This window comes from Pseudomonas sp. GL_090, from assembly GCF_057837765.1.
The window spans coordinates 1,859,799-1,875,995 of record NZ_CM174452.1 but is presented as its reverse complement, the minus strand read 5'-3'; the positions used below and the strand labels follow the sequence as shown (position 1 = coordinate 1,875,995).

Here is a 16,197-nt window from a genome sequence, read left to right as displayed (position 1 = left end):
CACCATGAACACTCCGCCCGTGATCCGCCCCCGCACTGAAGATGTCGAAGGCCAGCCGATTCTCCGCCCGCTGCCGTCGGCCAAATGCCGCAGCGTCGGGCCATTCGTGTTTTTCGACCACATGCTGGAAACCCGTTATCCACCGGGCAAGGGCATGAACATCCGCCAGCATCCGCACATCGGCCTGTCCACCCTCACCTACTTGTTCCAAGGGCAGATCCAGCACAAGGACAGTCTCGGTTCCGATCAAGTGGTCGGGACTGGCGATGTCAGCTGGATGACGGCCGGCAGTGCCATCGCCCATGTCGAACGCACGCCCGAGGCCTTGAAAGAAAGCGGCTTCACGATGCACGGCCTGCAGATCTGGCTGGCTTCGCCCAAGGACAAAGAGCAAGGTCCGGGGCATTACAGTCACCATCCGGCGTCGACTTTACCGGTCAGCGAAAACCTGGGAGTGAAGATTCGCATGATTGCCGGGGCGGGCTTTTGCCTGGAATCGCCAGTGCCGGTGCTTTCTCCTACGCTGTACGCGGAACTGCACCTGCAAACGGCGACGACTTTGCTCATCCCTACCGAGCATGAAGAACGTGCCTTGTATGTATTGAGCGGCGAGGTGCAACTGGACGGCGAGCCGATAGAGCCGTACTCGCTGGTGGTACTGCCTGCGGGGGAAGAGATGACTCTTTTTGCCGAAAGCGACAGTCACGCCGTATTGTTTGGCGGCGCACCGCTGGACGGGCCACGGCGGATCAACTGGAATTTTGTCGCGAGCGATCCGGCGGCGATCGATGAGGCACGCCGGCGTTGGGCGGCCGGGGACTGGCCGACGGTGCCGGGGGAAGTTGAGAGGATCGAATTGCCATAAACAGTTGAGTGTCTGTTAGACCGCTATCGCGAGCAGGCTCACTCCTACAGGTGAATGCATTCCAATGCAGGAGTGAGCCTGCTCGCGATGAGGCCGGTACTCACACCGGCCGAATCATGATCAACCCTTGAACACTTCATCCAGCAAGTTATGCATCGACGTGAAGGCCCGAGCAGCCACCTTGGCGTTATACATCATCATGCCCGGCACGTTGGCGTGCGGGTCAGTGAACGAGTGGAACGCACCGCCGTAGCTCAGCAACTGCCAGTCCACGCCCGCCGCGTTCATTTCATCTTCGAACGCCGGCAACTGCTCTTTCGGCACTAATGGATCGGAAGCGCCGTGCAGCACCAGGACCTTACCCTTGATGTTTTTCGCATCGACCGGATTCGGTGTGTCCAGCGTGCCGTGGAACGACACCGCGGCCTTCACCGGCGCGCCGGTACGGGCGAACTCCAGGGCGCAGCAACCGCCGAAGCAGAAACCGAAAGTGGCCAGTTTCGAAGTATCGACAGCCACTTCACCCTGGCTTTGCAGCTGTTCGAATGCCACCTGCATGCGCTTGCGCAGCAATGGGCGGTCATTCTTCAACGGCATCATGGCTGCGCTGGCCTCGTCATTGTTCGTCGGACGAACCGACTGACCGTAAAGGTCTGCGATCAACACCACATAACCCTTGGAGGCCACCGACCTGGCAATCTCTTCGGCACCGGCGCTGACGCCCATCCAGTTCGGCGCCATCAACAAACCCGGGCGCGGGCCTTTATGGTCGGCATCGAAGGCCAGACGGCTTTCGTAAGCCTGGCCGTCAATCTGATAGGCAACGGAACGTACAGTGATTTGGCTCATTTCTGACTCCTGATTGTTGAATCACCAGAATGAAAAAACCCGCCGAAGCGGGTTTTTCTACAACTCAGTCAAGCCGACAGTTCGACCAACAGCTTGTTCAGACGGCGCACATAGGCCGCCGGATCTTTCAAGCTGTCGCCGGCCGCCAGGGCCGCCTGATCGAAGAGGATGTGCGACAGGTCGCCGAAGCGCTCGTCGCTCTGCTCGTTGTCGAGCTTCTCGATCAGCGGGTGAGCCGGGTTGAATTCGAAAATCGGCTTCGAATCCGGAACCTTCTGGCCGCTGGCTTCCAGGATCTGGCGCATCTGCAAGCCCAGGTCCTGCTCGCCGATGGCCAGGATCGCCGGGGAGTCGGTCAGGCGATGGGACACCCGAACTTCCGCAACGGATTCACCCAGCGCAGTTTTCAGACGCTCAACCAGACCTTCTTTGGCCTTGGCGACTTCTTCCGCGGCCTTCTTGTCCTCTTCCGAGTCCAGGTTGCCCAGGTCCAGGTCGCCGCGCGCCACGTCGACAAAGCTCTTGCCGTCGAAGTCGCTGAGGTAGCTCATCAGCCACTCGTCGATGCGATCGGTCAGCAGCAGCACTTCGATGCCTTTCTTGCGGAAGACTTCCAGGTGCGGGCTGTTCTTGACCTGGGCGTAGGTTTCGCCAGTCAGGTAGTAGATCTTGTCCTGGCCTTCCTTGCCGCGCGCCAGGTACTCGGCCAAGCCAACAACCTGCTCGCCATCGTCGCCGTGGGTCGATGCGAAACGCAGCAGGCCGGCGATTTTTTCCTTGTTGGCGAAATCTTCTGCCGGGCCTTCTTTCATGACCTGACCGAAGTTTTTCCAGAAACCCTTGTATTGCTCAGGCTCGTTCTTCGCCAGTTTTTCCAGCATGTCCAGCACGCGCTTGGTCAGCGCCGACTTCATCGAGTCGATGATCGGGTCTTTCTGCAGGATTTCCCGCGACACGTTCAGCGACAGGTCATTGGAGTCGACCACGCCTTTGATGAAGCGCAGGTACAGCGGCAGGAAGGACTCGGCCTGATCCATGACGAACACGCGCTGTACATAGAGCTTCAGGCCTTTCGGCGCTTCACGCTGGTACAGGTCGAATGGAGCGCGGGTCGGCACGTACAGCAGCGAGCTGTATTCGAGCTTGCCTTCGACCTTGTTGTGGCTCCAGCTCAGCGGGTTTTCGAAATCGTGAGCGATGTGCTTGTAGAACTCCTGGTATTCCTCGTCCTTGATCTCGGTACGCGGACGGGTCCACAGGGCGCTGGCGCGGTTGACGGTTTCCCATTCGACGGCAGGCTTCTCTTCACCTTCAGCGGCCGCCACTTCTTTCGGCAACTCGATCGGCAAGGCGATGTGGTCGGAGTACTTCTTGATGATGTTGCGCAGGCGCCAGCCATCGGCGAACTCGTCTTCACCGGATTTGAGGTGCAGGACGATGCGAGTGCCGCGTTCGGCCTTGTCGATGGTCGCCACTTCGAAGTCACCTTCGCCCTTGGACGACCAATGCACGCCTTCGCTGGCAACACTGCCGGCACGACGGCTGTACACATCGACTTTGTCAGCGACGATGAAGGCGGAGTAGAAACCGACGCCGAACTGGCCGATCAGGTGCGAGTCTTTCTTCTGGTCGCCGCTCAGGTGCTTCATGAAATCGGCGGTGCCGGACTTGGCGATGGTACCCAGGTGGGTGATCGCGTCTTCGCGGCTCATGCCGATACCGTTGTCTTCGAGGGTGACGGTTTTAGCGTCCTTGTCGAAGCTCACGCGGATTTTCAGTTCGGCGCCACCTTCCAGCAGCTCTGGCCTGGCCAGGGCTTCGAAACGTAATTTATCGACAGCGTCAGAGGCGTTCGAGATCAATTCGCGAAGGAAAATTTCCTTGTTGGAATACAGCGAATGGATCATGAGATGCAGCAGCTGCTTCACCTCGGTCTGGAAGCCCAGGGTTTCCTTTTGAGTTTCCACACTCATGGTCATCAAACTCCAATCAGATGGCATAAGCCGCGACCTTGACGGTCGGCGGCGGGTTGTCATCTGAGTTGGGGGCTGAGTTCAGGATTTCAAGGGCTCCTCGAGTTTGAAATGTGCGCGGGCGGTGGCAATCGGTTCGGCTTCAGTGCTTTGCCAGGCGGTAATCGCCACGTTGGCGACCCGGCGACCCTGGCGCCAGACCTGGCAGCGGGCCCAAGTATCGCGAAACTGCCCGGCACGCAGGTAATCCAGGGAGAAGTCGATGATCTTCGGCACCCCGGGCGATCCGGTAAACACCAACAGATGCAGCGCGGCGGCCAATTCCATGAAGCCGGCTATCACACCGCCATGGATCGCCGGCAACAACGGGTTCCCGATGTTGTCCTTGTTCGCTGGCAGCTTGAACAGCAACTCATCGCCCACCCGCGAACATTCGACGCCGATCAGCCGGGCATAGGGAATCAAATCCAGTAGCGCGGCGTAATCGCCCCGTTCGTGGGCCTTTTGCAGTTGATCCTTCAGAGACTCGCTCATTGCGCCCCTCCGGCAACCGCGCCACCAAAGCCCTTGGTGCCTTTGATGTTCTTGCCCATGCGCATGAAAGTGCCCATCACATGGGCAATGGGTTGTCCGGGGTCATCCTGATAGGCGAAGCCGCGGGCAAAAATCACGTCGGTGGTGACCCTATAGCACTGGGCAAAGCCGTAGACATCCTTATGCGGCTCGGCGGCGTGCATGTAGTCGATGCGCAGGTCCAGGGTCGGGCAGACTTCGAATTCCGGGAGCACGCAGAGGGTCGCCATGCCACAGGCGGTGTCCATCAGCGAGGTCAGCGCCCCGCCATGAATAACGCCGGTTTCGGGATTGCCGACGATCCGCGGGCTGTACGGCAGCACAATCGTCAGCCCTTCGTTGCTGGCGCTGTGAACGCTTAGTCCAAGTACCTGGCAATGTCGCAGCGCCGACAGAAAGCGCTTCGCGCGCTCAAAAACGGGATTTTCAGCCATTTGATAAACGCTCTTGTTTATGCCCGTACAGTGCGGTGGCGGTACGGGTAAAAGTTCCGCACTAGAACAAACTTATATATCTGAAAGAATTAAGGAACTTAACCCTGATGTGTGGGCTCTTAATGCCAGTAGATGCTTTTCATCAGGAGAAACACCCCATGCGTAAGACTTTAGCTATTGCCTTGATGTTGACCGCTTCCCTCGGTCTCGCTGCCTGCGATAAAAAATCCGAGGACAAAGCTCAAGATGCTAACCAAAATGCTGAGCAAGCCCAGCAAAAAATGAACGAAGCTCAGGATAAAGTGAACGACGCGGCGAAAGAAAACGCCGAAGCCGCCAAAGATCAGGCTGAATCGAACGCAGAAGCGGCAAAAGAGGCTGCTCCGGCCGCTCCAGCTACTCCGGCCGCTCCGGAAGCACCTAAGAACTAATACGGTTTTTAGCGTGACAAAAGAAAACCCGCCAAGTGCGGGTTTTCTTTTGTCTTGAAAACAGTGGTTAGAGCAAAATCGTTCGAAAAGTCGGACTAATTATCAACAACAGCGAACAGATTAAGCCCACCAGCCAAACCAGACTGCGCTGCCAGGCCAGGTCTTTCCAGTAACACACCAGGTAAATAACCCGCGTGATCACGAAGATGATCGCCAGGCCGTCGATCAGCCAGCCCGCTGTCTGCGTGGTATGCGCCATCAACACACCCACAGCAAACAACATGAAGGCTTCGAAACTGTTCTGATGCGCAGCCACTGCCCGGGCACCCAAGCCTGTGAGTTGCGCCTGCTGTTGGCGCGGCAGGTGGTTATCGTAGCCGCCCTGCTCTTTCATGGCAGTCGTCACGGGCATTCGCGCCAGGTAAATCAACACCGCACTGATCAACACGCACCAGAATGGAATACTCATCAACCTGCCTCTTTGATCGCCTCCGGCAACGGTGCCTCTGTAGGGGTATAGACCATCACATCGAGAACGTCGGAATGAAACTCGCGGCGGTACAACACGAACACCACGCCGGCACTCATCAACATGAACAGCCACGGGCTGACAAACCACGCCAGCATGGTCATGCCGAAGTAATAGGAGCGCAGCCCGAAGTTGAACTGGTTGGCGGCCATGGAGATGACGCGGGCGGCACGTAAAGCGAACGCTTTGCGCTCCTGCTCCGACACATGGCGTTCACCGACCATCGGCGCCGAACCCACCAGCACTGCCGCAAAGTTGTATTGGCGCATGCACCAGCTGAACGTGAAGAATGCATAGACAAACACCAGCGCCAGGCACAGCAACTTGATTTCCGACATGCCCTGGGACGCCTGTTGCACCATCGGGATATCCGCCAGCAAGGATACCGCCCGTTCCGAAGCCCCCAGCACCGTGAGAATACCGGCCAGGATAATCAGCGTACTGGAGGCGAAGAACGACGCATTGCGCTCCAGATTGCCGATCACGCTGGCATCGGCGATGCGGTTGTCGCGCAGCAGCATGCGGCGCATCCAGTCTTCACGATACAGGTGCAGCACACTGGCCAGGCATGCGGTGTCACGCCCTTTCCATGTGGCATAGCGGGTGTACCCGCCCCAGCAGATAACGAACCAGACGGCGGCGAGAATGTGGATCAGGTTGGCTTGGATGAACGACATGCAGATCCTTGTGAAGTAGTAACGGAACACTGAAACCTTGTGGGAGCGAGCCTGCTCGCGAAAGCGGTAGATCAATCAACATCTGCGTTGAATGAAGCGACGCCTTCGCGAGCAGGCTCGCTCCCACAAAGGGTGTTGCAGTGCTTCGACGTTAGCTCAACGGAAAAGACACCGCATCCCTCACAAAAAAAATGCCCCGTATCGATTGATACGGGGCATTTCTGTTTTTGCTCAAGACCCGCTCGTGGCGAGTCGTGAAGCGACTTAAGCCAAGGCTTCGGCGCGCTTGCCCAGCAGGCGATCGCAAACCACCGCGACCACCAGTGTCATCACCGACGGCACCAGCCAGGCCAGGCCTTGCTCGCTCAGGGGCAGGTGGGCCATTTGCGTCGGCATCCAGTCCGCCAGGCCTGCACCCTTGAGGGCGTCGATCAGGCCGAAGATGAACGACACCAGCATGACCGGGCCGAGGATACGACCGTGCTCATGCCAGAAGTCCTTGCAGAAGCTCAACGCCACCAGAACGATGCACGGCGGGTAGATCGCGGTGAGCACCGGGATCGAGAACGCGATCAGCTTGGTCAGGCCCAGGTTGGATACCAGCAGCGAGAACGCAGCGAGGATGATCACCAGCGTCTTGTAGGACAGCGGCACCACACGGCTGAAGTACTCGGCGCAGGCACAGGTCAGGCCAACCGCGGTCACCAGGCACGCCAGGGAGATCAGAACGGCAAGGAAGCCGCTGCCCAGGGAACCAAAGGTATGCTGCACGTAAGCATGCAATACCGCCGCGCCATTGGTAGCGCCAGCGGCCACTTCATGGCTGCCCGAACCGAGACGGAACAGGCTGACATACACCAACGCCAGGCCGACACCAGCGATCAGGCCAGCGATGATTGCGTAGCGGGTGATCAGGGCCGGCGACTCGACGCCGCGTGAACGGATGGCGTTGACGATGACGATGCCGAACACCAGGGCGCCCAGGGTATCCATGGTCAGGTAACCATTGATGAAGCCTTGGGAAAACGGCGCCGCCACGTATTCAGGGGTTGCCTGGCCAATGTCACCGGCCGGCAAGGCAAACGCTGCAATGCCCAGCACGGCCAGGGCGATGATCTTCAGCGGCGCGAGGAAACGCCCGACGGTATCCAGCAAACGACCCGGATACAGCGAGATGAAAAACACCAGCAGGAAGTACACCGAGCTGTACAGGAACAGCGCCAACGGGCTCTCGCCGGTCAGGGGCGCCAGACCCACTTCGAAGGATACTGTCGCGGTACGTGGCGTCGCGAACAGCGGGCCAACAGCGAGGTAGCAAGCCGCTGCCAGCAGGCCACCGGCGACTTTACCGATCGGGCTGCTCAAGGCATCCATTGCACCGCCGACCTTGGCCAGCGCCACAACGGTGATCACCGGCAAACCGACCGCCGTGACCAGAAAGCCCAACGCCGCCATCCAGACATTGGGCCCGGACTGCAAACCGACGATAGGCGGGAAGATAATGTTGCCAGCCCCGACGAACAGGGCAAACGTCATAAAACCAAGTGCCAGGATGTCCTGGCCTTTCAACACTTTCATTAAGGAAATACCACACTACTGAATCGGAATTTAGAGAGGGATTTCCCTATGGGTGAGGGAAATGCTGTCAGTCCGTATAAGACCGACCCTTTTAGCGCGTTGCCGCCTTGTGGGCCGCAGACGCAAAAATGGCGCGTAGACTAACGAATTTGGCCGATAAACGCACTGTTTGAGGGCGAACTATCCGATATACGACATCTTAGTGTCGCGTTTTTGCATGTTAATGGTTGTCGCCTACAAGTCCGTCTTCGCGAGCAGGCTCGCTCCCACAGTTGACCGCGTTCCAATGTGGGAGCGAGCCTGCTCGCGATGGCGTCCGCACGGTCAACACAAATGCACACGACAAAGGCCACCCGAAGGTGGCCTTTGTTTGGTGAAGCGTCAGCTAAGCGCGAGGCTTACTTGACAGCCCAACCAGTCAGCTCGGCCAGGGCCTTGCCGATGTCTGCCAGCGAACGCACGGTTTTAACGCCTGCGTCTTGCAGAGCAGCGAATTTCTCGTCTGCAGTACCTTTGCCGCCAGAGATGATTGCGCCAGCATGGCCCATGCGCTTGCCCGGAGGAGCAGTCACACCAGCGATGTAGGAAACAACCGGCTTGGTCACGTGTGCCTTGATGTAGGCAGCCGCTTCTTCTTCAGCCGAACCGCCGATCTCACCGATCATTACGATCGCTTCGGTCTTCGGGTCTTCCTGGAACAGCTTCAGGATGTCGATGAAGTTCGAACCCGGGATCGGGTCACCACCGATGCCGACGCAAGTCGACTGACCGAAACCGGCGTCAGTAGTCTGCTTCACAGCTTCGTAGGTCAGGGTGCCGGAACGGGAAACGATACCGACCTTGCCTGGCAGGTGAATGTGACCTGGCATGATGCCGATCTTGCATTCGCCTGGGGTGATCACGCCTGGGCAGTTAGGGCCGATCAGGACTACGCCCAGCTCGTCGCACTTAACTTTAGCGTCCAGCATGTCCAGGGTAGGAATGCCTTCGGTGATGCACACGATCAGCTTGATGCCGCCGAAGGCAGCTTCCAGGATCGAGTCTTTGCAGAAAGGAGCCGGAACGTAGATCACGCTGGCGGTGGCGCCAGTGGCAGCTACAGCGTCTTTCACGGTGTTGAACACTGGCAGGCCCAGGTGCTCGGTGCCGCCTTTGCCTGGAGTTACACCACCCACCATCTTGGTGCCGTACTCGATGGCTTGCTGGGTGTGGAAACTACCTTGCGAACCGGTAATGCCCTGGCAGATAACTTTGGTGTCTTTATTGATCAGGACGCTCATTATTTGCCCTCCGCAGCTTTGACAACTTGTTGAGCAGCGTCGGTCAGGCTGGTAGCAGCGATGATGTTCAAACCGCTTTCTGCCAGTACTTTAGCGCCCAGCTCAGCGTTGTTGCCTTCAAGGCGAACAACAACCGGGATTTTCACGCCGACTTCTTTCACCGCGCCGATGATGCCTTCGGCAATCATGTCGCAACGAACGATGCCGCCGAAGATGTTGACCAATACTGCAGCGACGTTAGTGTCGGACAGGATGATCTTGAACGCTTCGGTAACGCGTTCCTTGGTAGCACCGCCGCCCACGTCGAGGAAGTTGGCTGGTTTGCCGCCATGCAGGTTGACGATGTCCATGGTACCCATGGCCAGGTCGGCACCGTTGACCATGCAACCGATGTTGCCTTCCAGCGCTACGTAGTTCAGTTCGAACTTGGCAGCGTGCGCTTCGCGCGGATCGTCCTGCGACGGATCGTGGAAAGTCTTCAGCTTAGGCTGACGGTACATGGCGTTGGCGTCGATGTTGATCTTGGCATCGAGGCAGTGCAGATCGCCGTCAGCCTTGATCACCAGCGGGTTCACTTCCAGCAGGGCCAGGTCGTGATCCTTGAACAGTTTGGCCAGACCTACGAAGATCTTGGCGAACTGGGCAACTTGCTTGCCTTCCAGACCCAACTGGAATGCCAGCTCGCGACCCTGGAATGGCTGAGCGCCAACCAGTGGATCGATAGTGGCCTTCAGAATTTTTTCTGGAGTGTCGTGAGCGATTTTCTCGATGTCCACGCCACCTTCGGTGGAAGCCATGAACACGATACGACGGCTCGAACGGTCCACGACAGCGCCCAGGTACAGCTCTTTAGCGATATCAGTGCACGATTCAACCAGGATCTTGGTGACTGGCTGGCCATTGGCGTCAGTCTGGTAAGTCACCAGACGCTTGCCCAGCCACTGCTGTGCGAATGCCTTGGCGTCTTCTTTGCTGCGAACCAGCTTTACGCCGCCCGCTTTACCGCGACCACCGGCGTGGACCTGGGCTTTGACAACCCACTCGCTGCCGCCGATTTTGTCGCAAGCTTCTGCTGCTGCTTCCGGGGTGTCTACCGCGTAACCGGTGGAAACTGGCAGGCCGTATTCAGCGAACAGCTGCTTACCCTGATACTCGTGAAGATTCATGCTTATTACCGTCTTCGTTAGGTACTGCGCATTCGGTGCTGCACTCATTCAAGTGCCGCACCACCTGTGACTGCTGCTTGCATAGCCTTTCCGGATACCCGGTGCAGCTATGCAAGACTGCGTCCAGCGGATATTCCGCGGTGAGTCTTGCATGCAAGGCTCACGACGGGCCATTCCGCCGTGGTTTCTTATTGTCTTAACGCTTCTTGCGGTTGGCGATGTGAATGGCGCCGCCATTCACAGCCAAAGCAGCTTCGTGCAAGGCTTCAGACAGGGTCGGATGGGAGAAAACCATCATGCCCAGGTCTTCAGCGCTGGTGCCGAATTCCATACCGATCGCGCCCTGCTGAACCAGTTCGGCAGCGCTTGGGCCAATCACGTGGACGCCCAGAACGCGGTCTGTCTTGGCATCTGCGATGACCTTGACGAAACCACCGGTGTCGTTGGCAGCCATGGCACGGCCAGAGGCTGCGAACGGGAAGGTGCCGACGTTAACTTCAACGCCTTCAGCTTTCAAGGCCTGCTCGGTTTTACCAACCCACGCGATTTCCGGGTGAGTATAAATAACCGAAGGGATCAAATCATAGTTCATCTGGGCCTTGTGGCCCTTGATGCGCTCGACAACCATGATGCCCTCTTCCGAGGCCTTGTGCGCCAGCATCATGCCGCGAACCACGTCACCGATGGCGTAAACGCCCGGTACGGTGGTGGCGCAGTGATCGTCAACGTGCACGAAACCGCGCTCGTCCAGGGTCACGCCGCAGTCGGCAGCCAACAGATCAGTGGTCACCGGACGGCGACCAACGGCTACGATCAGCTTGTCGAAAGTGATGTTCTGTTCGCCCTTGGCATCGGTGTAGTTCACCACGACTTCGTCGCCGTTCACTTTGGAACCGGTGACGCGAGCGCCCAGCTTGATGTCCAGGCCCTGTTTGGTCAGGGTTTTCAGCGCTTCCTTGGAAACAGCGGTGTCCGCTGCCATCAGGAAGGTGTCCAGGGCTTCCAGGACAGTCACTTCCGCGCCCAGACGCGACCAGACCGAACCCAGTTCCAGACCGATCACGCCAGCGCCGATCACGCCCAGACGCTTAGGTACGGTCTGGAATTCCAGGGCGCCAGTCGAATCGACGATCACATTCTGGTCGACCGGAGCCGGTGGAATGTCGATCGGACGCGAACCTGGAGCCAGGATCACGTTCTCGGCCTGGATGATTTCTACCGAGCCGTCTGGCTTGGTGACTTCAACTTGCTTGCCGGCCAGCAGCTTGCCGTGACCTTCAATGGAAGTCACACCGTTGGCTTTGAACAGGGTCGCAACGCCAGAGGTCAGGCCTTTGACGATGGTGGCCTTGCGGCCGACCATTGCCGGCACGTCCATGGTCACGCCAGCGTGGTTGATACCGTGGATCGCGAAGCCTTCTTTGGCTTCCTTGTACTTCCAGGAGCTGTCCAGCAGCGCCTTGGATGGAATGCAGCCGACGTTCAGGCAAGTACCGCCCAGAGCCAGTTTGCCTTCCTTGTCGGTGTACTTCTCGATGCAGGCTGTCGAAAGACCAAGCTGGGCGGCCTTGATGGCAGCCACGTAACCGCCAGGGCCCGCGCCGATCACTACTACGTCAAATTTCTGCGACATTGAAAAAAATCCTCTTTAGCGAAAAGCTTCAAGCCGCGAGCGGCAAGCCAGGTCGCGGGTTTTCCGCAGCCTGTGCTTGCAGCTCATGGCTGCTTCTATCAGATATCCAGCAACAGACGAGCCGGATCTTCCAGCAGGTTCTTGATGGTCACCAGGAAGGTCACAGCTTCTTTGCCATCGATCAGACGGTGATCGTAGGACAGTGCCAGGTACATCATCGGACGGATAACGACCTGACCGTTGATGGCCATAGGACGCTGGATGATGTTGTGCATGCCCAGGATGGCGGCTTGTGGCGGGTTGACGATCGGGGTCGACATCATCGAACCGAAAGTACCACCGTTGGTGATGGTGAAAGTACCACCGGTCATTTCGTCCATCGACAGTTTGCCGTCGCGGGCTTTCTTGCCGAAGGTGGCGATGCCGCCTTCGATTTCAGCCAGGCTCATCAGTTCGGCGTTACGCAAAACCGGTACAACCAGGCCGCGATCACTGGAAACTGCAACGCCGACGTCAGCGTAGCCGTGGTAAACGATGTCACCGCCGTCGATCGACGCGTTGACAGCCGGGAAGCGTTTCAGCGCTTCGGTGGCCGCTTTCACGAAGAACGACATGAAGCCCAGGCGCACGCCGTTGTGGGACTTCTCGAACAGATCCTTGTACTTCGAACGCAGGGCCATGACTTCGGTCATGTCGACTTCGTTGAAAGTGGTCAGCATCGCCATGTTCGACTGAGCTTCAACCAGACGCTTGGCCACGGTGGCACGAACGCGGGTCATCGGTACACGCTTCTCGATGCGATCGCCGGCGGCGAACACAGGAGCAGCGGCAGCCGGAGCAGCAGCCTTGGCAGGCGCGGCAGCAGGAGCGGCTTTCTTGGCTTCGACAGCGGCAACCACGTCTTCCTTGGTTACACGACCATCTTTGCCGGTGCCCTTGACGGAAGCCAGGTTGATACCGTTTTCTTCGGCCAGCTTGCGAGCAGCCGGAGCGGCGATGGCGTCTTCGTCAGCGCCGGCAGCTGGAGCGGCGGCGGCGGCCGGAGCAGCAGCGGCAGCCGGAGCGGCAGCAGCAGCGCCGCCTTCAACGATGGAGCCCAGGACTTCGTCGGACAGAACGGTGTCGCCTTCGTTCTTGACGATAGCGCCCAGCACGCCGTCAGCGGTAGCCAGCACTTCCAGCACGACTTTGTCGGTTTCGATGTCGACGATCAGCTCGTCGCGCTTGACCGCGTCGCCCGGTTGTTTGTGCCAGGTGGCAACGGTGCCATCGGCAACCGATTCCGGGAAAGTGGGGGCTTTGATCTCGATAGCCATTGTCTGTGGTTCCTTAAATTCGGTTTCAGGTGCGCGAAGGCGTTAAACAGTAAAGGCGTCTTGCAGCAGTTTTTCCTGCTGTTCGGCGTGCATCGATGCGTAACCGCATGCTGGTGCAGCAGAAGCCTCACGGCCCGCGTACTCGAGTACGAGAGACTTGTTGAGGTTACTGATGCTGCGACGCATGTGGTGTTGGCTGCAGTACCACGCACCCTGGTTCATCGGCTCTTCCTGACACCAGACGGCAGCTTTGACGTTGGTGTAAGGCGCCAGGACTTCCTTCAAGTCGTCCTCAGGGAATGGGTACAGCTGCTCGATACGCACGACAGCGATGTCGTCACGACCTTCGGCACGGCGTTTTTCCAGCAGGTCGTAGTAGACCTTGCCGCTACACAGAACAACGCGCTCGACCTTTTTCGGGTCTTGGGCATCGATTTCCGGGATGACGGTCTGGAACGAACCTTCGGCCAGATCTTCCAGCGTCGAGATGGCCAGCTTGTGGCGCAGCAGCGATTTTGGAGTCAGAACGATCAACGGCTTGCGCAGCGGGCGAATCACCTGACGACGCAGCAAATGATAGATCTGTGCCGGCGTAGTCGGCACGGCTACCTGAATGTTGTGCTCGGCGCACAGCTGCAGGTAACGCTCCAGACGCGCCGAGGAGTGCTCCGGCCCCTGACCTTCGTAACCGTGCGGCAGCAACATGGTCAGACCGCACAGACGGCCCCACTTGTGCTCGCCACTGGTGATGAACTGGTCGATAACCACCTGGGCACCGTTGGCGAAGTCGCCGAACTGGGCTTCCCAGATCACCAGCGCATCAGGCGTGGTGGTCGAGTAACCGTATTCGAACGCCAGTACGGCTTCTTCGGACAGGAACGAATCGTACAGGTCGAAACGTGGCTGGCCGTTGTACAGGTTCTGCAGCGGGATGTAGGTGCCCGCGTCTTTCTGGTTGTGCAAGACAGCATGACGGTGCGAGAACGTACCGCGGCCGATGTCCTGGCCGGTCATGCGGATCGGGTGACCTTCGAACGCCAGGGTCGCGTACGCCATGGTTTCGGCGTAGCCCCAGTTGATCGGCAGGCCGCCGGCTTGCATCTTCTGACGGTCTTCGTAGATCTTCGCGACCTGGCGCTGAACCACGAAGCCTTCCGGAATTTCCAGCAGCTTGGCGGATAGTTCCTGCAAGGTCTTGAGGTCGAAGCGAGTGTCGTGACGCGCGGTCCAGGCGTGGCCCAGATACGGACGCCAATCCACGAACAACTCTTTGTTCGGCTCTTTGACCAGGCTCTTCACCACGTGCAGACCGTTGTCCAGTGCGTTGCGGTATTCGTCGACTTTCGCCTGAACACGCTCTGCGTCCAGCACACCGCCCTGGGTCAGACGATCGGCATACAGCTCACGGGTGGTGCGCTGTTTGGTGATCTGCTGATACATGATCGGCTGGGTGCCGCTTGGCTCGTCGGCCTCGTTGTGGCCGCGACGACGGTAGCAGACCAGGTCGATCACCACGTCACGCTTGAACTGCATGCGGTAGTCGATGGCCAGCTGGGTCACGAACAATACGGCTTCCGGATCATCGCCATTCACATGAAGGATCGGCGCCTGGATCATTTTCGCAACGTCGGTCGCGTACTCGGTGGAACGCGAGTCCAGCGGGTTGCTGATGGTGAAACCGACCTGGTTGTTGATCACGATGTGCACGGTACCGCCGGTCTTGAAACCGCGGGTCTGCGACATCTGGAAGGTTTCCATGACCACGCCCTGACCTGCGAACGCAGCGTCACCGTGGATGGAGATCGGCAGAACCTTCTCGCCGGTCGGATCGTTACGACGGTCCTGACGGGCGCGAACCGAACCCTCGACCACCGGGGAAACGATTTCCAGGTGGGACGGGTTGAACGCCATGGCCAGGTGAACTTCACCGCCGGTGGTCATCACGTTGGACGAGAAGCCCTGGTGGTATTTAACGTCACCGGAACCCAGCTCGACCTTCTTCTTGCCTTCGAACTCGTCGAACAACTCGCGCGGGTTCTTGCCGAAGGTGTTGACCAGCACGTTCAGACGGCCACGGTGGGCCATGCCGATGACGATTTCCTTGGTGCCGTAGGAACCGGAACGCTGGATCAGCTCGTCGAGCATCGGAATCAGGCTTTCGCCGCCTTCCAGACCGAAACGCTTGGTACCCGGGTATTTGGTGCCCAGGTATTTTTCCAGGCCTTCGCCGGCGGTCACGCGCTCAAGCAGGTGGCTCTTGATGTCGGCGGAGTACGTCGGACGACCGCGCACGCTTTCCAGACGCTGCTGGAACCACTGGCGCTGCTCGGAATCGGTGATGTGCGTGAATTCAGCGCCGATGGTGCGGCAATATGTCTGCTGCAACGCTTCGTGAATTTCGCGTAGGCTCGCTTCCTCTTTGCCGATGAACAGGTCGCCGGCACGGAAGGTCGTATCAAGATCGGCATTGGTCAAGCCGTAATGATTGATCGACAGGTCTGCAGGTGCAGGACGCTGCCACAGCCCCAGCGGGTCAAGCTGGGCTGCCTGGTGGCCACGCATACGGTAGGCCTGGATCAATCGCAGCACTTCAACTTGCTTCTTCTCGTGCTCACTGCTCACGCTGCCGGCGGAAACCGGTTGGGCGCGGCGCTGGTTCTTTGCCAGCAAGACGAAATGATCGCGAATTGTGGAGTGCGAAACATCGGTGGCAGAGTTGCCGTCAGCAGGCAACTTCTGGAAGTAGGTGCGCCACTCTTCTGGCACAGCGTTAGGGTCGTGCAGGTAGAGCTCGTAAAGCTCTTCCACATAGGCAGCGTTACTACCGGATAGGTAGGCACTGTTCCACATGCGCTGCATCACGCTTTCTTGCATGCTTGGTCACCCTCGGTTA

The 16,197-nt window shown here is 58.6% G+C and carries 14 protein-coding genes; 2 read left to right on the top strand and 12 right to left on the bottom strand.

Annotated features, from left to right (window positions below):
* Positions 1-4: 4 nt before the first annotated feature.
* Entirely contained in the window at positions 5-865 is an 861-nt protein-coding gene (locus AC3ITA_RS08320) for a pirin family protein (RefSeq protein ID WP_489279973.1), read from the top strand.
* 120 nt (positions 866-985) lie between these two features.
* Here AC3ITA_RS08320 and AC3ITA_RS08315 read toward each other — a convergent pair whose 3' ends face one another.
* From AC3ITA_RS08315 to AC3ITA_RS08300, 4 genes are all read right to left on the bottom strand, one after another.
* The gene (locus tag AC3ITA_RS08315; protein ID WP_489279972.1) at positions 986-1,714 is read right to left on the bottom strand and encodes a dienelactone hydrolase family protein; all 729 of its coding nucleotides are present in this window, start codon (positions 1,712-1,714) and stop codon (positions 986-988) included.
* 68 nt (positions 1,715-1,782) lie between these two features.
* A complete protein-coding gene (gene htpG, locus AC3ITA_RS08310; protein WP_095946365.1) occupies positions 1,783-3,687 on the bottom strand; it encodes a molecular chaperone HtpG in 1,905 nt (634 codons plus the stop codon).
* An 81-nt stretch (positions 3,688-3,768) separates the two neighbouring features.
* Positions 3,769-4,221 (bottom strand): PaaI family thioesterase, encoded by a 453-nt coding sequence (locus AC3ITA_RS08305; RefSeq protein ID WP_095946360.1) that lies wholly within the window; start codon positions 4,219-4,221, stop codon positions 3,769-3,771.
* On the bottom strand, positions 4,218-4,694 hold the full coding sequence (locus tag AC3ITA_RS08300) for a PaaI family thioesterase (RefSeq protein WP_150674167.1): 477 nt from the start codon (positions 4,692-4,694) through the stop codon (positions 4,218-4,220). The genes AC3ITA_RS08305 and AC3ITA_RS08300 overlap by 4 nt, the downstream gene beginning before the upstream one ends.
* 158 nt (positions 4,695-4,852) lie before the next feature.
* On the opposite strand from AC3ITA_RS08300, the gene AC3ITA_RS08295 reads away from it, so the two are divergent.
* On the top strand, positions 4,853-5,125 hold the full coding sequence (locus AC3ITA_RS08295) for a hypothetical protein (protein ID WP_095946364.1): 273 nt from the start codon (positions 4,853-4,855) through the stop codon (positions 5,123-5,125).
* Positions 5,126-5,192: 67 nt separating this feature from the next.
* Here the strand turns inward: AC3ITA_RS08295 and AC3ITA_RS08290 are convergent, their stop codons facing one another.
* The 8 genes from AC3ITA_RS08290 to AC3ITA_RS08255 all read right to left on the bottom strand — a co-directional run bounded on the left by AC3ITA_RS08290 (position 5,193) and on the right by AC3ITA_RS08255 (position 16,178).
* Entirely contained in the window at positions 5,193-5,594 is a 402-nt protein-coding gene (locus AC3ITA_RS08290) for an MAPEG family protein (RefSeq protein WP_489279971.1), read from the bottom strand.
* Positions 5,594-6,331, bottom strand: a complete 738-nt coding sequence (locus tag AC3ITA_RS08285; protein ID WP_489279970.1) for a DUF599 domain-containing protein — start codon at positions 6,329-6,331, stop codon at positions 5,594-5,596. Before AC3ITA_RS08285 ends, AC3ITA_RS08290 begins: the two co-directional genes overlap by 1 nt.
* 264 nt (positions 6,332-6,595) lie before the next feature.
* Entirely contained in the window at positions 6,596-7,909 is a 1,314-nt protein-coding gene (gene brnQ / locus AC3ITA_RS08280; protein ID WP_095946355.1) for a branched-chain amino acid transport system II carrier protein, read from the bottom strand.
* A gap of 398 nt (positions 7,910-8,307) precedes the next feature.
* Positions 8,308-9,189 carry a succinate--CoA ligase subunit alpha gene (sucD, locus tag AC3ITA_RS08275; protein ID WP_007919877.1) on the bottom strand — a complete coding sequence of 294 codons (882 nt, stop codon included), beginning with the start codon at positions 9,187-9,189 and terminating at the stop codon, positions 8,308-8,310.
* Positions 9,189-10,355 carry an ADP-forming succinate--CoA ligase subunit beta gene (gene sucC / locus AC3ITA_RS08270; RefSeq protein ID WP_489279969.1) on the bottom strand — a complete coding sequence of 389 codons (1,167 nt, stop codon included), beginning with the start codon at positions 10,353-10,355 and terminating at the stop codon, positions 9,189-9,191. The genes sucD and sucC overlap by 1 nt, the downstream gene beginning before the upstream one ends.
* A 196-nt stretch (positions 10,356-10,551) precedes the next feature.
* On the bottom strand, positions 10,552-11,988 hold the full coding sequence (lpdA, locus tag AC3ITA_RS08265; protein ID WP_095944017.1) for a dihydrolipoyl dehydrogenase: 1,437 nt from the start codon (positions 11,986-11,988) through the stop codon (positions 10,552-10,554).
* Positions 11,989-12,086: 98 nt separating this feature from the next.
* Positions 12,087-13,304: a 2-oxoglutarate dehydrogenase complex dihydrolipoyllysine-residue succinyltransferase gene (gene odhB / locus AC3ITA_RS08260; RefSeq protein ID WP_007984589.1), complete on the bottom strand. Its 1,218-nt coding sequence runs from the start codon at positions 13,302-13,304 to the stop codon at positions 12,087-12,089.
* Between the two features lie 42 nt (positions 13,305-13,346).
* Positions 13,347-16,178, bottom strand: coding sequence for a 2-oxoglutarate dehydrogenase E1 component (locus tag AC3ITA_RS08255; RefSeq protein WP_095944018.1), 2,832 nt, complete (start codon positions 16,176-16,178; stop codon positions 13,347-13,349).
* Positions 16,179-16,197: the final 19 nt, after the last annotated feature.